General features: G+C 43.6%; 18 protein-coding genes and 1 pseudogene. 15 read left to right on the top strand and 4 right to left on the bottom strand.

What is annotated here, in order from left to right; all coding sequences use genetic code 11:
• The first annotated feature begins 43 nt into the window (after positions 1-43).
• The 3 genes from GON05_RS17585 (at position 44) to GON05_RS17575 (ending at position 2,861) form a co-directional block, all read left to right on the top strand.
• Positions 44-379 carry a hypothetical protein gene (locus tag GON05_RS17585; protein WP_157320396.1) on the top strand — a complete coding sequence of 112 codons (336 nt, stop codon included), beginning with the start codon at positions 44-46 and terminating at the stop codon, positions 377-379.
• A 59-nt stretch (positions 380-438) separates the two neighbouring features.
• Positions 439-891, top strand: a complete 453-nt coding sequence (locus tag GON05_RS17580) for a VOC family protein (protein WP_157320395.1) — start codon at positions 439-441, stop codon at positions 889-891.
• Positions 892-1,007: 116 nt separating this feature from the next.
• Positions 1,008-2,861: an S-layer homology domain-containing protein gene (locus GON05_RS17575; protein ID WP_157320394.1), complete on the top strand. Its 1,854-nt coding sequence runs from the start codon at positions 1,008-1,010 to the stop codon at positions 2,859-2,861.
• Between the two features lie 50 nt (positions 2,862-2,911).
• On the opposite strand, the gene GON05_RS17570 is transcribed toward GON05_RS17575, so the two are convergent.
• Positions 2,912-3,325: a MerR family transcriptional regulator gene (locus tag GON05_RS17570; RefSeq protein WP_157320393.1), complete on the bottom strand. Its 414-nt coding sequence runs from the start codon at positions 3,323-3,325 to the stop codon at positions 2,912-2,914.
• Positions 3,326-3,421: 96 nt separating this feature from the next.
• Between GON05_RS17570 and GON05_RS17565 the strand changes: the two genes are divergently transcribed.
• The 5 genes from GON05_RS17565 (at position 3,422) to ilvD (ending at position 10,655) form a co-directional block, all read left to right on the top strand.
• Positions 3,422-4,252 carry an SDR family oxidoreductase gene (locus GON05_RS17565; protein WP_157320392.1) on the top strand — a complete coding sequence of 277 codons (831 nt, stop codon included), beginning with the start codon at positions 3,422-3,424 and terminating at the stop codon, positions 4,250-4,252.
• Positions 4,253-4,466: 214 nt separating this feature from the next.
• Entirely contained in the window at positions 4,467-6,152 is a 1,686-nt protein-coding gene (locus tag GON05_RS17560) for a hypothetical protein (protein WP_157320391.1), read from the top strand.
• A gap of 349 nt (positions 6,153-6,501) precedes the next feature.
• A complete protein-coding gene (locus GON05_RS17555) occupies positions 6,502-8,130 on the top strand; it encodes a P-loop domain-containing protein (RefSeq protein WP_157320390.1) in 1,629 nt (542 codons plus the stop codon).
• Positions 8,131-8,286: 156 nt separating this feature from the next.
• Positions 8,287-8,958: a GntR family transcriptional regulator gene (locus GON05_RS17550; RefSeq protein WP_157320388.1), complete on the top strand. Its 672-nt coding sequence runs from the start codon at positions 8,287-8,289 to the stop codon at positions 8,956-8,958.
• Between the two features lie 14 nt (positions 8,959-8,972).
• Positions 8,973-10,655, top strand: coding sequence for a dihydroxy-acid dehydratase (gene ilvD / locus GON05_RS17545; RefSeq protein ID WP_157320386.1), 1,683 nt, complete (start codon positions 8,973-8,975; stop codon positions 10,653-10,655).
• 60 nt (positions 10,656-10,715) lie between these two features.
• Here ilvD and GON05_RS17540 read toward each other — a convergent pair whose 3' ends face one another.
• Together GON05_RS17540 and GON05_RS17535 are read right to left on the bottom strand one after the other, a co-directional pair.
• A complete protein-coding gene (locus tag GON05_RS17540; protein WP_157320383.1) occupies positions 10,716-11,192 on the bottom strand; it encodes a GyrI-like domain-containing protein in 477 nt (158 codons plus the stop codon).
• Positions 11,193-11,269: 77 nt separating this feature from the next.
• Positions 11,270-11,749, bottom strand: a complete 480-nt coding sequence (locus GON05_RS17535; protein WP_157320381.1) for a hypothetical protein — start codon at positions 11,747-11,749, stop codon at positions 11,270-11,272.
• 146 nt (positions 11,750-11,895) lie between these two features.
• Here GON05_RS17535 and GON05_RS17530 point away from each other — a divergent pair, with 146 nt between their 5' ends.
• The 4 genes and pseudogenes from GON05_RS17530 to GON05_RS17515 all read left to right on the top strand — a co-directional run bounded on the left by GON05_RS17530 (position 11,896) and on the right by GON05_RS17515 (position 16,088).
• Positions 11,896-12,864 (top strand): helix-turn-helix transcriptional regulator, encoded by a 969-nt coding sequence (locus GON05_RS17530; protein WP_246239232.1) that lies wholly within the window; start codon positions 11,896-11,898, stop codon positions 12,862-12,864.
• A gap of 150 nt (positions 12,865-13,014) precedes the next feature.
• Complete coding sequence (locus tag GON05_RS17525) at positions 13,015-13,422, top strand: hypothetical protein (RefSeq protein WP_157320379.1); 408 nt, start codon at positions 13,015-13,017, stop codon at positions 13,420-13,422.
• Positions 13,423-13,486: 64 nt separating this feature from the next.
• Positions 13,487-15,043 (top strand): WG repeat-containing protein, encoded by a 1,557-nt coding sequence (locus GON05_RS17520; protein WP_157320377.1) that lies wholly within the window; start codon positions 13,487-13,489, stop codon positions 15,041-15,043.
• Positions 15,044-15,098: 55 nt separating this feature from the next.
• Positions 15,099-16,088, top strand: a pseudogene (locus GON05_RS17515) (phosphotransferase enzyme family protein).
• Positions 16,089-16,130: 42 nt separating this feature from the next.
• Here the strand turns inward: GON05_RS17515 and GON05_RS17510 are convergent.
• Positions 16,131-17,114: a hypothetical protein gene (locus tag GON05_RS17510; protein WP_157320375.1), complete on the bottom strand. Its 984-nt coding sequence runs from the start codon at positions 17,112-17,114 to the stop codon at positions 16,131-16,133.
• A 177-nt stretch (positions 17,115-17,291) separates the two neighbouring features.
• Between GON05_RS17510 and GON05_RS17505 the strand changes: the two genes are divergently transcribed.
• The 3 genes from GON05_RS17505 (at position 17,292) to GON05_RS17495 (ending at position 21,705) form a co-directional block, all read left to right on the top strand.
• Positions 17,292-17,852 carry an SF0329 family protein gene (locus GON05_RS17505; RefSeq protein ID WP_157320372.1) on the top strand — a complete coding sequence of 187 codons (561 nt, stop codon included), beginning with the start codon at positions 17,292-17,294 and terminating at the stop codon, positions 17,850-17,852.
• A gap of 230 nt (positions 17,853-18,082) precedes the next feature.
• Positions 18,083-19,843, top strand: a complete 1,761-nt coding sequence (locus tag GON05_RS17500; RefSeq protein ID WP_157320370.1) for an ABC transporter ATP-binding protein — start codon at positions 18,083-18,085, stop codon at positions 19,841-19,843.
• Positions 19,840-21,705: an ABC transporter ATP-binding protein gene (locus GON05_RS17495; RefSeq protein WP_181646123.1), complete on the top strand. Its 1,866-nt coding sequence runs from the start codon at positions 19,840-19,842 to the stop codon at positions 21,703-21,705. The genes GON05_RS17500 and GON05_RS17495 overlap by 4 nt, the downstream gene beginning before the upstream one ends.
• Positions 21,706-21,809: the final 104 nt, after the last annotated feature.

Raw genomic sequence — 21,809 nt, 5'->3', positions numbered from 1 at the left:
ATATGTACAATTTACTATTATTTGAAGAGAGAGGGGGAGTAATTTGGAGAACAAACTAACTCCTAGGCAACAAAAACGACAGCAAGAGCGTGAAATTATTGACGAATATCATAAATTGGTAACGGAACAAGCGCTGGAGCCCTTGTACCAATCTTTTTTGGATTGGAAATCAGGCACATTGCCACACTTTGAACTAACTGAACAAATACATCTATTCCATAAGAAGAATCAGGAGATTTACAAGGACTTTACGTACACAGATAGTAAACACGTCCTTCTACTAGCAAAAATGAAATTGGGCCGTTTAACAAATGATGATATTATAGAAAATCAGCGACTTTTAGAATTATGGGGATATGAAGATAATACCTCTAATTAATCCAGAGGTTAAATATTCAGTTGATAAGAAAATAAATCTATACATACAAGGAGATAACCATGGCGAAAAGCAAATTACTTAGAATGGACAATGTCGGTATCGTTGTAGAATCACTTGATGACGCAATTTCTTTCTTCGAAGAGATTGGCTTGAAGCTCGAAGGACGAGCTACAGTCGAAGGTGAATGGGCTGGTCGCGTAACCGGACTGGGTTCACAGTGTGTAGAGATAGCTATGATGATTACGCCTGACGGCCACAGCCGAATTGAACTTTCGCGATTTCTCACCCCAACTACAATATCAGATCACCGAACTGCTCCTGTAAATGCCCTTGGTTATCTACGCGTCATGTTCGCGGTTGAAGACATTGACGAAGTGGTATCCAGACTAGTCACTAAACATGGTGCTCAGCTCGTTGGCGAAGTGGTTCAGTACGGAGACTCGTATCGGCTCTGCTACATTCGTGGAAATGATGGACTTCTAATCGGTTTGGCGGAACAACTCAAAAATTAGAAAAAATCTCTCGAGAAATTCAATCGCACCCTCTCATAATTATCCACCCTGCCGAATTCATTTGATTGATTATTAGTTATCATGAATCATATCAATGATAAGGGAGAGGGAACGGGATGTTGCATTCGAAAAAGGTAGTCGCAGCAGGACTTGTACTCGTCATGATGCTAGGCAGTGGCACGGCAGCAATGGCAGAAGGCTATAACAATAACAAAAACAAAGGCAAACACGATGATGACCGGAAAGGTAATAACAAAATTGAACTGCATTTGACGTTCAACGATTTAAAAAATTCGGAGTGGGCGATGCGTTATATTGCCAGCCTTGCTTCCAAGCGGGTGTTTGAGGGCTATGACGACGGCACATTTAAGCCACAAAACACGGTATCACGCATCGAGGCCATCACAGCAGCTGTTCGTTTAATGGGGCTGCGCGATCAGGCGGAATCGCCGGCGAAGATGAGTACGAAGCTGAATTTTAAGGATGCTAATCAAATTCCTGCATGGGCTGTCGGCTACGTTGCCGTCGCACTGGAGAATGACCTGTTCTCTGAAAGCGATGACATGGTCAACCCGCAAAAAGTCAGCGACCGGCTGTGGGCAACGACACTGCTTGTGAAAGCATTGAAGCTGGACGCCGATGCCAAAGCCAAGATGAATACGGTGCTGCCGTTTACAGACGCTAAGCAAATCCCTGCAGGATCAGTTGGTTATGTCGCAGTCGCGCGGGAGCGGGGGCTTGTCGATGGCTTTGAAGACAATACCTTCAAACCAAACCAACCGGTAACACGTGCACAACTTGCAGCGTTGTTGGATCGCGTTGGTGGGCAGCTGCCGGATCAGGACAATAACTCGTTAACAGGCACAGTGAATGCAGCTGTAACTGGAAGCACACTGAACCTGACGCGTTCGGGCAGCACGTATTCGTATGCGCTGCATCCGGAAGTTTTTGTTTACCGGAATGGGGCTAAAGTCAACGTATCTGCGATTCAAGTAGGCGACCAAGTGAAACTCAGCCTTTTTAACAATCAGGTTGTGTTCATTGAAGTAACGACTCCGGTGAACTCGAACCCGAGCACAGTTCTATATAACGGTACAGTCAGTGTGCCGGTTACAAATAATACATTGACGATTACAAATGGTACGCAATCTTCTTCGTTGGCGCTTGATCCGAACGTTGTTGTGTACAGAAACGGTACAAGAATCACCGCTTATGACCTCAGGGTGGGGGATGTGGTCAGCCTGAGCATTGCGAACAACCAAGTGACCTACATCTCCGTAACGACTTCCGCGACACCTGTAACAAGCAGCGGTACAGTCAGCGCAATTGTGAACGATAACGTACTACAGCTGATGAAAGCAGGAGTGAACACGACGTATACGCTGGATACCAATGCTGTCATTTACCGCAACGGCGTTCAAGCTAGCCGCTCCGCGCTGCAAATCGGGGACGTGGTGAACATCAGCACTTCCAATAACTTGGTCACTTATGTTCAGGTGACACAGATGGCACAAACGCTTAGCACTAGTGCAACACTGAACGCTGCGGTTTCCAACAATGTGCTGCAAGTGACTTCGACAAGCAGCAGCAGCCCTGCATACTACACGGTTCATCCTGATGTGGTTGTTTACCGCAACGGTGTGCGTGCCACATTGTCCGATCTTCGCGCCGGAGATGTTGTGAACCTGCGCACTTCGAACAATCAAGTGATTTACATTGAGGTTACGCGCAATGCAGGCGTTGACCAGTCATTTGATATTTATGGATATCTGAAAAGCACAACGGTTAACGCGCAAGGCGTGATTGCGACGATTACGATTTCCCAAAACGTTAACGGCACTGATCAAAACACGCTCTATAATGTATCGCCGAGTGTTAGCTTATCAGGGAATTTGGGCTTATTCAGTGAAGGCCATCTCGTTGAATTGATCGGCTCGAATAATCTCGTCACTTCGATCGTTGTGAAATAAAACAGAAGGGCTGCCAAGTGGCAGCCCTTTTCTTATTGAAATTTGCGATGCTAGAAATTCATCCGAACACGTAATTCCGCCATCATAGCCTCGGCCCGCTGTGGATCATCATTTAACAGCTTCCTGTATGTCAGCATCCAATTCAGCGTTACAAGCATATGATCATATTCTTCCTTCTTGCGCTCGATTTCATTGATTTTCTGAAGAATCCATTCTATTACTTCTTGGTTCGTGCGTGTGTTCGTATCGTGATCCTGCAAAATCGTCTTCAGTTCAGCCAACGAACAACCGATGCCTTGAAATTTTTTAATCAGCCTTAACCGTTCAATGGCTTCGTCCGAGTAGTTACGATAATTATTCTTCTCTCGCTGAATATGCCTGCTGTCAAGCAAACCTTCTTTCTCATAAAAACGAATGGTGTGGGGGGTTAAACCCATCAAGTCAGCTAATTCTTGAATTTTCAAAAATAATTCTACCTCCAAACGCTTGCCTTAGAGTTCACTTCATAGTTTAGACTAGAGACATATCTTCGTCAATTACTTAAGGAGGCGTTAACGATTATGCGTATATTTGTTACAGGTGCAGCAGGTTATATTGGTACAGCTGTTGTTCGCGAACTCATCGGTGCGGGACATCAGGTAGTTGGTCTAACCCGTTCAGAGAGTGGTGCTCAAGTATTAGAAAACATGGGAGCGGAGGTAGCTCACGGTGTTTTAGAGGATCTGGATTTACTGCGCAGCCGTGCAGCAACTTCAGACGGAGTTATTCATCTGGCTTTTAACCACGATTTCACAAATTTCGCCGCATCACTGGCCACGGATCTTCGCGCTATTGAAGCAATGGGAGAAGCTCTTGCAGGCTCTAATAAACCACTTATTATCACAGCTCATGCGAATGGTAAAGCATCGGAGGATGCAGCACTTTCGTTTATAGAAAAAGGCGTGCGAGCATCGATCGTCTCGCTTGCACCGTCCGTTCATGGAGAAGGGGATAAAGGTTTCGTTCCCCAATTAATTCGGATCGCGCAGGAAAGAGGCTCTTCTGCTTACATTGGAGACGGCACAAACCGTTGGCCAGCGATTCATCGTTTGGATGCGGCAGTTTTGTTCCGCCTCGCGGTAGAATCTGCGCCCGCTGGCTCACGACTGGATGGCGTGGACGACGAAGGCATTCCGTTCCGTGACATTGCCGGCGTTATAGGCCGCGACCTGGGTGTGCCGGTAGTCAGCATCCCGCGGGAAGAGGCACAAGCGATCTTCGGTTTTCTAGGTATGGTCGCGTCGCTTGACTTGGCAAGATCAAGTGAAGAGACGAAGGGACTGCTCGGCTGGAAGCCTGTTCAACAGGGGCTTCTCGCAGATCTGGAGCAAGGACATTATTTCAGGACATAGCGATCCTGCAAAATTGTCTTCAACTCATCAGGTAGTTATGCAGGAAGAAATTTCAGCCTATTTTTAGCATGGACTTGCAGAAATTAAGCTGATTTTAACCGGGAAATTATTCCAGTTTAAGGATTGGTTCATGTAAAGTTCAGGAAACACGCCTATACTTCATTATGTCGAAAGCAAGTGACATACCGAAATGATCGGAGAGGTGAAGAGTAGGATGAGAAAACAACTGATGATATTGATGGGTGCTACCATTTTGGCCGTATCCACTAGCGGAATCGTGCTTCCGCGGGGAGCATTTGCGGATGAAGCGGTGACTGGTGTAAATTCAACGGCGCAGACGACTACAGAGAAACCTGATGCGCAGGCGGCAACTATAGATTTTAGCAGCATGTTCTTGAACAATTGGCTAAGCAAGCTCGACGTGCATACAGCAGAAGCTGCCAAGATAAATACGAGTGATTTTAGCGATTTGTTACATAATGGATCAAGCTTGGCGACCGCTTCAGGTCTTGCCTTATCGGAGCTATCATCGTCGCTTATTGAACAGTTTGGGATTGATATTAGCAATGAGGTTAAGCAAGGGACTCTTACGGACGAAGAAGCTGCTAATCTTCAGCAGCAGTTCAAAGAGGGTATAGCGAGCTGGGTCCAGCAATCTTGGCCTGGAGCTAATGCGGCTTCGTACCTGCCTAAAGATGGAAAAAGCATAATCCAAAATCGCTTGAACCATATCATCTCAGATGCTGCTACAGCGTCGGCTGTTGCGGAAACTGATATTCGGCAGGCGCTTCAATCCGGAGATTCGATTGCTTCGGCAACGGGGATGGATGCGCAATCGTTAGACAGCACTTTGAACACCTTGCTGGGTGGAGATTTGGATGCGGCTGTTAGTGCGGGAACCTTGAAAGCCAATCAACGCGGCCAACTTGCGATTTCCGGAGCGGATCAGATCTGGCAGACCATTGAGAAGAAGGGCTACGACGAGCAAACAACGCAATGGATGGAGAAGTACGGCCAGGCTCTTTTGAACAAGAAGCTGGATCCTGACATGATGATTCAAGCTGCAGCTGCTTTTGCAGGCAAAGACTATCAGGATATCATGGACGGATTAACCGCAGGCCAAAGCTTGGTGACGGCTTCCGGCCTCGCATCCGCAGATTTATCCGCGCAGCTTTTGGATGCAGTAAGCCGAGATTTGGACAACGAATGGAATGCGGGTAATCTGTCCGCTCAATTGCGAGATCAATTGAAGAAGAGTGCGGCTGAGGCGATTGACAAAGCCATTGACCAAGACGGATACGGCCAAGCGGCTAATGGCAGCAGCAATCATGTGATTGCAGAGGAAAGCATTCAAACTCTTGTCGAAGACAGTGCGAATTATGCGGAAGCTGCTGTAGCCGATCTGCGCCAGTCCTTGGCAGATGATCATACGCTAGTAGAAGCAACAGGCAAGGATGAGAGTGACTTGAGCAGCTATTTACAGCAGAATGCAAATGCTTATATCGAGCAGGCGGTGCAGAAAGGTTGGCTCAACGCTGCTGATCAAGCGGCAACGGAGTCGGAAGCCGATAGCCTCGTGCAGGATGCGATCAATCGCCAGGGCTACAAAGATCAAGTGGATGCGAAGCAATATTTGGCGAACCGCGCGGATCGGATTATCGATGATGTGGCTTCAGTCTCCGGCATCGAGACCGATGACCTGCTTAAGAATCTGGATGGAGGGCAAAGTATAGCCCAAGCTGCCAATCTGGATCCGGATTCGCTCTTGTATAACCTGTTGAAAAAGGCTAACCAACAGATCAACGGTTTTGCCGCTGCTGGTGCCATCAGTAAGGAAGAAGCAGCAAAGCTCAAAGCGGATTATGGCGTTTGGGCTGTAAAATACCTTAGTGCAAACTAAGTTAAAATAGAAGTGACGGGCAATCCGCAATGACGGATTGCCCGTTTTTTTGTCATAAGTGCTTTATAGATGCAGGCACTACAGTCGGAACAACTTCCGCGAATTATTATAATAAAACTTTCCCTATAATGTAGATGATCATAATGCTATGATTTTGTTATTGTAAAAGTAAATCATTTGGCTCTGAGGGTAGGATTTATTCTCAGGGCTTTTATTTTTAGGCAGAAGTGGTCGTTATACGAAAGGATGATGTTTTATTAAAAGACTCGCTCAATATTTTCGCTCCTTACAATCTGGACAGTCATCTTACAATCTGATTTATGAAGGTTCCTACTATGATCAAGGGGGGATGATATCGGATCCAACTTATTGGAGTGATGATGTTGCTTACTGCATTGAACGAACACATAAACTCACACTCGATAAACCATGTATCACCATAAAAATACCTTTTGACCGTCTCGGTCTAGATGAAAATAGAGATCAAGTTGTTCTCTCCGATTTTGCATTAAGAGATTGGATTAATCATATCGAGGCATTAAATGAATGGATCTATAACCGATCACGTTCGGATAAAGAAAATGGCGCATTTTATTGTTTTCGTCCAACCAATGTGGTGTTGCAGCGTAATGCATCTTATGTCGAGTTCATCTCGGAAAAATGGTATCTATGTTTGATGATTACCGTTCAACTTCCATTTCAAAATCATGATAAAGCTATGCGAATGCTCTGCAAAATGCTTCCAAAGGAAGTGGAGGCGTTTATTGGCAATTGGGATCTCACCAAGTTGAAGGCTGCCTATGCATTAGCCGAAAAACAAAATAGGATTCGCGAATGGCTGAAATCCAGTCCTTATTGTGCATTTATAGGGAATGGCAGCATGTTGCCAAGAAATAAAGAAAACAGCGGCCCATTGGAAGGCGCATTGCCTTTTACATCTCCGGAAGATCTTGAAATTGACATCTGTGGTGTGCGAGGAATGGGTATAAAGCAAGGTGTGACGGTCATCACCGGTGGCGGTTATTCGGGTAAAAGTACATTGCTGGATGCGCTGAATTCGGCGATTTACAATCACATCTCAGGCGATGGGCGAGAATTCGTGATTACTGATCAAAGTGCAATGGAAATATCAGCTGAAGAAGGCCGTTCCATAAAAAATATCAATATTACCCCCTTTATAAAATGGGTACCCAATGGTTCGGCTGAACAGTTTTCGACGGACTATGCCTCAGGCTCAACCTCTCAAGCCGCAAATATTATGGAGGCCATCAATGTCGGGTGCAAGCTTCTTCTTATTGATGAAGACCGAAGTGCGACGAATTTTATGATTCAAGACAACAAGATGCGTTCATTAATCAAATCTGAACCCATTACGCCTTTTACAGAACGAGTCAGAGAACTTTATGAGGTTGCTCATGTATCTTCCGTTCTTGTGATTGGAGGTAGCGGTGAGTTTCTATCTGTAGCCGATCAAATTATTCTGATGGACAATTTTGTGCCAAAGAACGTCACTCAGGAAGCAAAAAGTTTATGTAAACACGACAATCCTCGCGAACGAATTACTCCTACAAATTGGGATATAGAGAGAAAAATAACCAGCGAGCACTTTTCGAGCTATCCACAAGGGAGTGGCACAGAAAAGCTGATGGTTTCACCCATGGGTTACCTCATGATAGGAGAGGAACAAATTGATATCAGAGGGCTGTACAATATCACCTCACAAGCCCAGCTTGCAGCTATCGCTTTTTTAATCCGAAAACTCACTGTAAGTAATCAGGATCATCTCATCTTTCTTCATGAAAAGATTAAAAAGGCGCTCCATGATATGGAAAGAGAAGGAGTGGATATTGTATTTTCTACCTTTTTCCCTGGTTTCGAAAGATGGCTTGAAATCCCAAGATTTCATGAAGTTTTATCTGTCATTAACCGAATGAAACATTTGAACTTTGTTCAGCATGAACCATCTGAGCAGCGCTAAGTAAGACATAAATATACGTTTATCCAGCTAGGAGACGGGTTAAAGTGACGAATAGATCGTTTTCTCCCGTTCCTTCTGGAAAATAAAAATCTCATTGCATCCAACTGCGAAATGCGATATATTGCATATACATATAGTATTTATAAGGAGATTCTCATGCCAATACCCCACAATTTTTCTTCCCCTAATCGAATATCAGCGAAAGAACGTGCTTTAACTCAAATCCAGAGATGGATCATTGAGGGAACACTCGTGCCTGGCGAGAAATTAATTGATGCTGAACTTGCAGAATCTTTAGCCGTTAGCAGAACTCCAATCAGGGAGGCTTTTCAGCTTTTGGAAATGCAAGGTCTTGTATCAATGTTTCCTGGCAAGGAGACAAGAGTAACGAATATAGAAAAAAAGGATATTCTTAAGCTTTACCCAACACTCGCTGCGCTCTATTCTTTGGCTGCCGAATATGCAGCGAAGCTAATTACTCTTGAACAGATTGAGGTTTTAAAAGAAATAAATCAGCAATTCGCCCAAGCCATTCACAGTGGACAGACTTACCAAGCTATGGAACTTGATGAGCAGTTTCATAATTTAATTGTTGATGTAGGGGATAATGGATATATCGCGTCATTCAGTGCATCCTTACAAATCCATATTAGAAGATTTAAGTATGTTTTTCTTAAACAGCCAATCACGGGAACACTTGCCTCAGTGGAAGAACATGCGTCCATCATTTTAGCTCTGGAGAAGAAAGACGCTGAATCAGCTGCCGCACATATGAAACAAAACTTAATAAGACCTATGCATGAACTGTATGCCCTAATTGAATATTGAAAGGATTGATGAAGATGTCTGATCAAAAAGATTTAAGAATTCGAAGCAAAGTAATCAGTGAGGGAGTCAATCGCGTTCCTAATCGCGCTATGCTTAGGGCTGTAGGTTTTAAAGACGCTGATTTCAAGAAGCCGATGATTGGGGTAGCCAGTACGTGGAGTGAAGTAACCCCATGTAACATGCACATTGATTCATTAGCGCTTGCAGCGAAAAAGGGAGTTCAGCTTCATGGCGGCGCTCCTCTGATTTTTAACACCATCACGGTTTCAGACGGAATTTCGATGGGGCATGATGGGATGTTATACTCCTTACCAAGCCGTGAAGCTATAGCAGACTCTATTGAGATTGTTACGAACGCTGAGCGCTTCGATGCGCTTGTTGCTATAGGCGGATGCGATAAAAATACACCAGCATGCTTAATGGCCATTGGCCGACTGAATTTGCCTGCGGTTTATGTGTATGGGGGAACCATTCAACCTGGAAAGTTAGATGGGAAAGACGTAGATATTGTGAGTGCTTTTGAAGCAGTAGGATTATATCATGATGGAAAAATGACGGATGAAGAGCTTCACAAAGTAGAATGCAACGCTTGTCCTGGGGCTGGTGCTTGCGGAGGTATGTATACAGCTAACACAATGGCATCTGCTGCAGAAGCATTAGGGATGAGTCTTCCTGGATCATCTTCCACCTCAGCGGTATCATCTCATAAAGCGTTGGAATGCGAAAAAGCCGGAGAGCAAGTACTCGAACTGCTTGAGAAGGGGATTTATCCCCGTGATATTATGACAAAGAAAGCATTTGAGAATGCGATAACGCTCGTAATGGCACTCGGTGGCTCTACGAATGCGTTCTTGCACCTCATTGCGATTGCGCACTCCGTACAAGTGGAGTTGACCTATGATGATTTCGAGCGTATTCGCGTAAAAGTGCCGCACATCGCAGATCTTAAGCCGAGTGGAAAGTATGTCATGCAGGACTTAAGTGATGTTGGGGGTGTACCCGGCGTGATGAAGCTTCTTCTTGAACAAGGCCTTCTCCATGGTGATTGCATGACAATTACCGGTAAAACGTTAGCAGAGAATCTGGCAGCGTCAGCACCTTTGCATGAAAATCAAAATATTATTCGACCGTTACATAATCCTTTAAAGACTAGCGGACCGTTGGTCGTTCTTAAGGGGAATTTGGCGCCGGAAGGCGCAATTGCCAAAATGTCAGGAATGAAAAAATCTCGTTTTACTGGTCCTGCACGCGTATATGATAGCGAGACAGAGGCTACTGAAGCTATTATGCAAAATCAGATCCATAAGGGAGATGTGTTAGTTATACGATATTGCGGGCCGAAGGGAGGACCCGGTATGCCAGAGATGCTTTCCGTTACCGCCTTAATTGTCGGGAAAGGGTTTGGTGGGGAAGTTGCGCTCATTACGGATGGCAGATTTTCAGGCGGCTCACATGGTTTTGTAGTAGGTCATGTTGCGCCAGAAGCGCAGGTTGGCGGACCCATTGCACTTCTGCAAGAAGGTGACATCATTACCATCGATAGTGAAACGCAAGAAATTTCTTTTGAAGTTTCAGAAGAAGAGTTAGCGCAACGCGAGAGCGAATGGGTTCAGCCGCAATTGAAATTTAGTCGAGGTGTTCTCAGTAAATACGCTAGATTAGTTTCATCTGCTGCTAAAGGGGCCGTTACGGATTAGTTGAATATAGTGCATAAGGCAGCCAACAAAATGATGGCTGCCTTTGTCATGCTGATTAGATTATTTTTTAACCACAGGGACCCAAAATTCGCCGTAAAAAGTGCCGTCACGGTTATCTTTGCGATAAGTTGCGTTTGGACCACCGATGTACGCATAATCCGTGATTTGTGACAATACTTCACCAAATGCACGGTATGTCAGCTGATCAAATAAAGATTCCTTTTCGCCATTTCCTGCGACCACGATGTACTCGCTCTCTGGAAACTCGATGATGCGTGTTGCGTCAGTCACTGATTTGCCAGCTTCCACCGCGAAATAATTCCACGGTTTTCCTTGATAAACCTCATTGACAGACCATTCGCGATCATCTTTTGCAGCGTCTTTGAGCTTTGTAAAACGCCCGTCAGCTTTGAGTTTGTCCCAAAACTCAGTTTTTTCTTTTTGCATAGCCGGCATATCTTGAAAATTCGACTGGATTGAAAAACCATAAGCGGTCAATGTGAATGATTTCTTGTGTTCAAGTGTGTATTCTGCCATGTGAATGCTCCTTTTATCCAGTATAATTTTTGGGAGGTCAGGCTCCATTGTAGTGATTTTGAAAGATTTGACAAGGATTATTTTTCAACTTTCATTACACGAAGCCACATTTCGCCGTAGAATTCACCAGTATCATTTGCTTTAACGAATGTTGAGTTACCTGGGCCAACGTATTTGTATTCTGTGATTTCCTGGAGCAAGCCCCCAAAAACTTTGCCTGTGATTTCGTCAGCAAGGCGGTCTTTGTCAGCACCTGTTCCTGGAACTACTAGGTACTCGCCAGCAAGGAAATCGAGGACAACTGCGCCTTCCACGTTGAACTCACCCATGACACCGAATCCGCGCCAAGGCTTGCGATCGAAGTTGTAGTTGATTTGATATTCTTGCCCTTCAGCGAGTGCGAGAAGTTCAGCAAGCTTGCCGTTTTCTGTGATTTCAGCTTTTTTCGCTGCAGTTTTTGCAGCATTTCCTGCCCAGTCGTTGTAGTCATCGAATGAAACACCGAAAGCAGTCATTTTGTAGTTTTCTGAGATTGTTTTGATTGAGTAGTTATTCATTTTTATTCTCTCCTTTAAGGGGGTTATTGTTTACAAGACTGATTCTATTGCTCAAATGTATCAAAAAATGATACTTTTAATTGGATCCGAAATTGTTCATACGTTAGTGCTGACATTTAATGCTACATTTTTGATATAATACAATCATGAAGAAAACAGAACGAGTGAACCTGATCATGCGTTACATCAATAACCGCGCGCACTTTACAATTGCTGAGATTCAGCAAGAGTTCAAGATTTCCCGCGCGACAGCGATCCGCGACATCAACGAGATACAGGCTATGGGGTTTCCGTTGACGTCCGAGCTTGGGCGCGGTGGCGGATACTTTGTGCTGCAAAATCAGTATCTACCCGCCGCCCGCTTCACGCCGGAAGAGCTGAAAGCGATTTTTATCAGCTTTATCGCCTCAAAAAATTCGCAGTTGCCTTATCTCCACAATCGCCGCTCAATCACTGAAAAACTGATCGGCATCGCGTCGCAAACTCAGCAAGATGAGCTGATCGAGCTCAATAATATCTTACTTTTCGAAAATACGAATCCTGCCAATCCGAATCTTTTGGAGCTTGATGATGCGGCTCCTCCGGAACTAAACCAATTGATTTCGCTTGCAGTGCAAGATAAACATTTGCGTGTGACTTATGAACTGAATCTGGGCTGGCCGCAGTTGCTGGATGTTTTTTTGCTTCATATCTTTAACTCAAACGCTACGTGGTTGGTTGAGGTTTATGATTTTGATACGGATGAGTTTCGTTATTTGCCTGTTGAGATGCTGCGGGACTCGGCCATTTCTAAGCAGGAGATGAAGTGGACTGAACAAGAGATTTTGGACAAGAAACGGCTTCGTGCACGTGAAGCCAATCTTGTTGTGAAGCTTGATAACATTGGGATTCAGCGCTATAAGCGGATGCACCCGCCTGGGATCATTTTGTCCTTAACGGGGATGTTTCAGTCGAGCGGGATTTTCAATGTTCAGTTGGATGTGGCTGATAGCGAGTCGCTTGCGTATTATGCGGATTGGCTTTTGTTTTTGGGAAAAGGGGTCGAGTATGTGCGGATTCCTGATGAACTGCGTGTAATTTTGGAAGAGCGTTTAGCTGCTTTGAGATTTAACTAAGATTTTTCTATGAAAAGGACATTATCGCATTAACTGCCGCGAATATCGTGGCTTTTTTGTTATTTTTGGATATAGTTTTCGTCACAATCTTACAGGGCACCAAATTTTAAATAAAAATCCTAAATAAAAAAATAAAGCTGGGGTTGAACTATGATTAATTCAGCCGTGGAATTTGTAAGGTTAAGGCTTAGTGAGAATATTGAGGAATACCTAAAGGCTGCATGGGATGAAGCCTCATTAGATGTTTGGTTAGAAGTAATTCGAACCTATCCTGAAATGCGCAAGTGGGTAGCACATAATAAATCAATTCCTATTGAAATTATGGGGATTCTAGATGAAGATGCAGATGAAAGCGTTAGATTTAATGTTGCAACTAAAAATCGGTTGCCTGAAAACTTACAATTAAAACTGGCAAAAGATTTAGATAACTCCGTTAGACAACGAATTGTCTATAACAAAAAAGCGACATTACGAGTATTAAACATTTTATTGAACGATGAGGATGAAGAGATAAGAGTGAAAGCGAAGAGCAAGATAGATGAATTACGCAATAAATAAACGATATAAAGTAAGATAATCCCAATATGCCATGCTATGATAACAGAAAGGGGGTTAGCTTGTTATGAGTGAATTTACGCAAGGTACTTTGCTGAAGAGTGAACATATTTCGGACGTATTACTTCTTCGTCGCCAATTGGAAATGGACTGTATCATTCAAATATTGAATAGTAATTGGGCAGTTTTCTTCTGCCGCGAGGATATTTCCTATACATATGTTGAGAAATTTCACTTGGAATGTTCTCGGTTCTTTCCCCTGCTTGCTTTCTATAATTTCGAAGATCATGGTTGGGGAGGGACTGTCTTTCGAGATGGGCGCACTTTCCATAAGTTTGATATATCTTACGAAGAATTAGAAAGGAACTTGGCCAAGTTTCAACCTCAATTTTTCGATTCATTCGGTTTCACGGCAGATGAGTTGCTGAAAATTGAAAAATCAATCATCCGAGCTGATGTTGAAGGCTTCAAATATGCAATGGGTTTTCCTGAAATGTCAAGGCTTTCTTATGAATATGCAGGGGGAGATATTGAGGAGGAAGCGGATAAAGAAAGCAGACTTGAGGTGCTTCGGGGACCGACGGAATGTTCGCCTATAACTCATCTGGTCAAGCATTGTCGAAGCTCAAATGACATTCCTGAGTACGGGATGAATGATGCGAGTAATTTGACCCCGTTTCGATTTAATGGGCTTTCAGGCTTTTTTGATTCGCTAGGAAAGGTCGTCATTCCGCCTACTTATCAACAAGTCAGATATTTCAGTGATGAGCGCGCGGCTTTCAAGCGTGACAACAGATGGGGGTTTATCGACGTGGAAGGCGCTGAGGTGATCAAACCGTCGTTCGACCAAATCGGTTTATTCTCAGAAGGCGTGGCACTAGTCAGCACAGAACAAAACAGTCTGCTCATTGATCAAAGCGGTCAAGTTCTGCGGAGGTATGATTATTTATTCGAAGAGAGACCATTTCTCAACTGTTTCGTTGAAGGCCATGCCGTTGTAAAGGTTAATGGAAAGTACGGTCTACTGGACCGGAATGGATCATTTGCGCTAGACCCGGTTTATTCAGCAATCGGGCAAGTATGCAACGGCTTCTCAGTCGTAAATCTGAAGGATATGCCACCATATTTTTGGAAAGCAGACTGTACTCGAATGGATGCTCCAAAGGGTTATAGAATAGTTGGCGGCTTCTCTGAGGGACTTGCGCCAGTGCAGTTAGATGGTGACATGCATCATTTCTCTTTCATTAACTTAAATGGTGATATTGTCCTGAAGAATATTTCACTTATGTTTTTTTATCAAGGCTTCAACAACGGACTCATGCCTATTCTCTTTCCCAATAAAAAGTATGGGTACATAAATTCCATTGGCGAGGTTGTCATTGAACCGAAATTTGATACAGCTCTTCCTTTCCTCGGAAATGCAGCTCTCGTAGAGAACCGTGGCAAATCGACCTTTATTCGGTCAGATGGCACCCCCTACTTCAAACCAAAGGAACTATGCAACCTGTCACAATGGAGCTTTCGTCTTAATAACCCTCTTGTTGCACTAGATATTTTTAATACCGATTACATCAGTAAATACACAGGAGAGCTTGTCTTTTCGAGTAAGTCTTACCAACAATAAGTTAGAAAGAGCTGAGGACGGTGCATCAGCAATGGATAACATTAAGTTACTTCAAATGGCTGTAAGACAATATGGATGTAACCCTGAAGATTTGGTTTTCGAAAAAGAACTTCAGTCGAATTCTTGGCATGGGGATTTACATTTCAAAATTCTTTTAAAAGAAAAGGCGTTCTCAGCAAGATTTATTAGCTATAAGCGATATGAAAATGATGTGTTTGTTAAATTAACGGATGAAGTTCTTACAGAACAAATTAAATTTTGCAATTATTTACGTGAATCTGGAATTCCTTTTATGAAGCACCAGCCATCTGTACATGCTGAACCCTTTATTTTGATTCATGATGGAGAAAAGGAATGGAGATTCCTATTGTTCGAGTGGATTGAAGGTGAGCATATTACTCATTGCACTGAGCCTATATCCGAAAAATTTAGCAAACTAGCACGAAAGATTCACGACATATCAGTGAAATTTGAAAGTAAAATATTTACAAAAGAATCTCATATTTATGGTTCAGAGCAGTTTCTTGGAATGATTCGAAAAGAAGCAGACTCAATAACGTTAATACCAAGTACTAACGAAATGTTACAAACTTATATATCACTTGCAGAATATCATATAGAAAAAGCTAAATCTGATTCATTGGAGTTCATCGTTCAAAGTGACCTAAACAATCTAAACATATTGTGGGATACTAATGGTGAAATCTGAGGCATAGTTGATTTTGAATCTATCACTTACACAGATAGAGTAGAGGGTTTAGCGATGCTGATAAAATGGTATTCGCGAACTCATGGGATAGGTTCACATGAAATGTCTCCTGCTCTGGCTAAAGCTGTATTACATGGTTATGGGGCAAAAGATATTCTAAATCAACATGATTTTGACAGACTTCCTTCATTGCTGTGGTTGTCAGGTTGCTTAAATTGGAATTTTACTGCTCATACAATAAAATTAATTAAGAATAATGAAGATATACTTCTAAAAGAACATCTAACCAAGTATTTAAAACGTGGAGAAATACTCTTGTCACTTATGGAGATATAAAAATCCTCGGTCAAGAAAGCAACCGAGGATTTCTTTCTTTTATTATAGCGGCTTATCCGGCTGCACCCACATATCTCCGGCCCAAGTATGAATATGATACCATAGCTCGTTTTGCGGATCGGTCCATCGCTCGAATGCATTTACGGTTTGAGCTGATAGCACGCCAAAGGTTGGGAAAGGCATTGTAGGAAACATATACAGCCTTACGTCCTTCAAAAGGTTTAGACGTTCATCGATTGGCTCAACCCCTACAGGTTGTGCAAAATCCGGCTGAACCCAAAAAGTGTTGCCGTCTTGAGACCGAACATGGTAAATCCCATTCTGTGTTTTTTCTAAAGCAAACACTTTTTGCGGAGGAATGAACTTGGCATCCGAGGGACGTTGCAAACGACTCGACGTATCGTAGTCCTCCATGTACAAGGTTTCTGTCGGCAGATCCATCTCCTGATTCAAAATCTCCATATCCAGCAGCATACGAGGCTGAGAGACAATCCACATATCTCCTAGCCACGAGGTCTCAATTCGATAGGAGTTGGATAAATACGATACTGGTGATTCGAATACGGCATTCGCATGAACCGTTTGCGGAGCGAGCACGATATCTGTCATCGTCGAAGTAGATGGTTGCGTATAAAGAGAGGAGTCCCAGAGTAATGCAATGTTCGTATCGATCGGTTTGACGATGCCAATTTTGTCATAGTCCAGATGCATCCAGAGATCACCTGCCCATGTGGTCTTAATTTTAATCCATACCTTCTCTCCGTGCTGTTTGTAGTACCATGCTTGTTCAGCATCAACTGTAGTCACATCTTGAGGTGTAAGTGCTGCAAATGGTTTGTGAGAATCGTCTGTTGTAGAATAGAGTGGTGTCTGCTCGAATAGGGTGATGACGGGTGGGATTTTGGGTGGGACAATTTCTCTGTGCGGCGGCGGCGCAGCACTTGCCTGCAAAATGCCCAAAAAATTCCCCAGAATCATGGCAAAGACGAGAACAATGACGTTCCTGTTTATTACTTTGAAATTCATATACGGTTATCACCTCAATTTCCTAATGTTGTAAATATAGACTCGATAAAAGGTAAAAGTGTTGCGAAGAAATTGAATTTTTTTCACAGCCAGATTTTTAATTGACGTGTTGATTATTGTATGATGGGTAATAGAACGAGTGCCTTAACTGGTGTTTTGTAATATTAGGAGGATGAAATGGCCTGGAGTAAATTGAAGCAACAACTGGAGAGTTTTCTCAGTCCTGCGCTGCATGGAAGGGTCGAATACCTTTCAACCAGCTACCGTTATTTACCGGATAAAGCAGGGCTTTGTTATATCGCAGTTGATAAAAAAAACGTACTCAACATGAGTGATACGCTAGTCAAATGGTATCAGACGGAATTGGAGATTAAGAATGATTCAGATATCCAGATTCCTATCAGCCATGATGAAATCGAAGCGGTCAGAAAAGAAACCAAAGGGAATGTTCCGGAGGATCGTTTAAAAGTTATAGTAAGAAGTAGAAAAATATCGGAATTTGCAAAAGAGCTATTGTCAGCACAGTCAACTTTGAGTAAATCAAATTTTAACGTTATTGCGAATAAGTTTTTATCCATTTCTATAGAGGAAAGCCTAGAAAGCAACGATATCTTACTGAATATTTTAGCTTTAGTTGACCGAAGAGTTGGAAAAAAACGAATAATAAACATGACCGAGAAGATGAAGTTAAAACATCCAATTGTACAGTATTTTTTTGAACTTAGACTAGGTACATGATAATCCGAATCATATCCGCCGTAATGGCGGTTTTTTTTATGCCCCGATTGCAGACAAAACCTCCAAATATCTACTTATGAGAAGCATGCTTGCACATAGCAGATTGGAATAATTCTACGATAGCTGCAACATAATATTGGTTATTGCCAGAAAACGGAACCAAACCGCAATTGAAACAACGACAAACGCTGAGTACTTCCATTATATACAACGGGGGGATTGCATTACTCATGTTAAGAATCTTTAGCAAACTAAGACTAAAAGAATGGATTCAAGTGGTGATCAGCCTCGTGTTTATTGTCGCACAGGTTTATCTCGACTTGAAGTTGCCGGATTATATGTCCGAAATTACCCGACTGGTACAGACACCAGGCAGCGAAATGAGCAACATCTGGATTCATGGAGCGTATATGCTGCTCTGCGCGCTTGGTAGTTTGCTGTCTGCCGTCATTGTAGGATTTTTTGCCTCCCTTATCGCGGCTTCGTTCTCACGGCAGCTACGTACTTTGCTGTTCAACAAGGTAGATTCTTTTTCTATGGAAGAAATCAATCGATTTTCTACCTCCAGCTTAATCACACGTTCTACAAACGATATCACCCAAATTCAATTGCTTGTAACTATGGGATTACAACTAATTATTAAAGCACCTATTATGGCGGTATGGGCGGTTACAAAAATCGCGGGCAAGGGTTACGAATGGTCACTGGCAACCGGATGCGCGGTGTTGATTCTGGTTATTGTCATCGCGTTTATAATGATTTTTGTATTACCGAAATTCCGAAAAATGCAGACCCTTACAGATAATATGAACAAGGTTACCCGAGAAAACCTCACTGGAATTCGAGTTGTTCGCGCCTATAATGCTGATGATTACCAAGAGGCAAAGTTTGAAAAAGCAAATGGGGAATTGACGGAGACTCAACTCTTCACGACTCGTGGTTTGGCTTTTATGCTGCCAGTGATGAGCATGATTATGAGCGGCTTATCTCTATCGATTTATTGGATTGGCGCATATCTGATCGATTCCGCACAAGTGGCGGATAAGTTGACCATATTTTCCAATATGGTTGTATTTTCATCCTACGCCATGCAGGTTGTAATGTCATTTATGATGTTGGCCATGATGTTTGTCCTGCTGCCGAGAGCAGCCGTGTCAGCCAAGCGTATCAATGAGGTGTTGGATACAAGGCCGATCATTGCCGATGGTTCGCAAACCGAAGGAAAGCCAGGGGTGATCGGTGAGGTGGAGTTCAGAAATGTTAGTTTTAAATATCCCGGAGCGTCGGAATATGTTTTACATAATGTCAGTTTCTCCGTAAAGCAAGGTGAAACCGTCGCCTTTATCGGTTCAACTGGCAGCGGCAAATCGACGCTCGTCAATCTGGTTCCACGCTTTTTTGACGCCACGGAGGGCGAAGTGCTAATTGACGGTGTGAATGTAAAGGAGTATGTCGAAGAAGCGTTATACAATAAAATCGGATATGTTCCGCAAAAGGCGGTGCTGTTCAGAGGCACGGTCAGTTCAAATGTGGGTTACGGTGAAAATGGAAAAGATACCACTACGGCGGATCAAATAAAAAAAGCCATTTCCATTGCTCAGGGGACGGATTTTATTGAAGCCATGGAGGGGCAATATGATGCGGCCATTTCTCAAGGCGGTACGAACTTGTCAGGAGGGCAGAAACAAAGATTATCTATTGCCCGCGCCGTCAGCAGAAACCCGGAAATATATATCTTTGACGATAGTTTTTCCGCACTGGATTACAAAACGGACCGTGTGCTGCGTAGCGCACTAAAGAAAGAAACGGCAGGAGTTACAAGCATGATTGTCGCGCAGCGTATTGGTACTATTATGGACGCTGACCAGATTATTGTACTCGACGATGGTAAAGTGGTCGGGAAAGGGACGCATAAAGAGCTTCTCACGACTTGCGAGGTTTACAAGGAAATTGCCATGTCACAACTTAGTGAGGAGGAGCTTGTATCATGAGTGAAAATACACACAAAAGACCCGCAGCAATGGGGGGCCCCGGCGGTATGGGAGGCCAAGGCAGGATGGGGGCCCCGGTTGAGAAATCGAAAAATTTCAAAGCGACTTGGGTAAAATTGATTCGATATTGCAAGTCTTATCTTCCAGCTATCCTGATTGCACTTGTAATGGCTGCCGCCGGTACTGTGCTGCAGATTATTGGACCCAACAAAATCAAGGACATGACGAACGAGATTGCCAAAGGGCTTCCGGCCATGATCAAAGGTGAGACGGTGCAGGGCAGTATTGACATACCCGCGGTTGTAAACATTGCCTGGCTTCTTGTGTTTTTCTATGCAGGCTCAACGATCCTGAGTTTTGCGCAGAGTTATATCATGGCGACTGTAACACAGAGAATATCAAAATCAATGCGGACTGACATTTCTCAAAAAATCAACCGCTTGCCCCTCAAATATTTCGATAGGACGAGCAATGGCGATATCCTCAGCCGTGTCACAAACGACGTGGATGCCATTGGGCAAACCATGAACCAAAGCATCGGACAGTTGGTTACCGCAATTGCGATGTTTGTTGGCTCGCTCATTATGATGTTTTATAACAGTTGGATTCTGGCCTTGACCGCTGTAGGTTCCAGTCTAATAGGTTTTGCTTTGATGATGATCATCGCAAAAATATCACAAAAATTCTTTATCGCTCAGCAAGCGGGGCTCGGAAGCATCAATGGACACATTGAGGAAATTTACTCCGGACACCATGTTGTGAAGGTCTATAACGGCGGGATAGAGGCAAAGAAAATCTTTGAGAAATTTAATGGAGATCTGTACCAAAGCGCATGGAAGTCGCAGTTTTTATCGGGCTTGATGATGCCGCTGATGGGCTTCATCGGAAATATCGGGTATGTAGCCGTTTGCGTGGTAGGCGCAGTTTTAGCGATGAACGGAAGCAATTCTTTTGGCGTCATTGTCGCATTCATGCTGTATATCCGCCTTTTTACACAGCCGCTTTCACAGATGGCACAGGCAATGAACAACCTGCAACGGACAGCAGCGGCCGGAGAGCGTGTTTTTGAATTTTTGGACGAGCAAGAGCTTACCGACGAGAGCCAAAAGGTAAAAACCTTGCAAAACGTAAAAGGCAATGTTGAATTTAAGAATGTTAAATTTGGGTATGAGCCTGAAAAAATAATTATCCATGATTTTTCAATTCAGATAAAGGCAGGACAAAAGGTAGCTATTGTCGGCCCGACTGGCGCAGGGAAGACCACGATCATCAATCTGCTCATGCGGTTTTATGAGTTGGATGGCGGTGAAATCCTGCTGGATGGCACGCCGACTAATCAGGTGACGAGGGAAAATGTCCATCAGCAATTTGGTATTGTCTTGCAGGATTCATGGCTGTTTGAAGGCACAATCAAAGAAAATATCGTTTACAGCAAGCAAGGCGTGACGGATGAGCAAGTCGTCAATGCCTGTAAGACCGTAGGCTTACACCATTTCATTAAAGCTTTACCAGATACATACAATACCGTTTTGAATGACAAAGCAAGTCTGTCTGAAGGGCAAAAGCAACTTATTACCATTGCGCGCGCTATGATTCAAAATGCTCCGCTACTTATTTTGGACGAAGCAACCAGCTCGGTAGATACCCGAACCGAACGCATCGTGCAAACTGCAATGGAAAGATTGACAGAAGGTAGAACCTCATTCGTGATCGCTCATAGGCTTTCGACCATCAAAAACTCCGATCTGATTCTGGTCATGAAAGGCGGCGACATCATCGAAAGCGGCAATCATGAGGACTTGTTGTCTAAAGGTGGAGTCTACGCCGAACTCTATAACAGCCAATTTGAACAGCTGGCATAGTTCATTCGAACAATAGGACTAATCATACCGAACAAAATGCCACCTGGAACTCTTGCAAGTCTCAGCAGGCAACAAATTACCTATCCATCACAAACAACTGTCGG

It is taken from the genome of Paenibacillus anseongensis (assembly GCF_009757995.1).
GTDB classification, from domain to species: domain Bacteria; phylum Bacillota; class Bacilli; order Paenibacillales; family NBRC-103111; genus Paenibacillus_E; species Paenibacillus_E chondroitinus.
The sequence above is the reverse complement of the archived record's forward strand: the minus strand, read 5'-3'. Positions and strand labels throughout refer to the sequence as shown.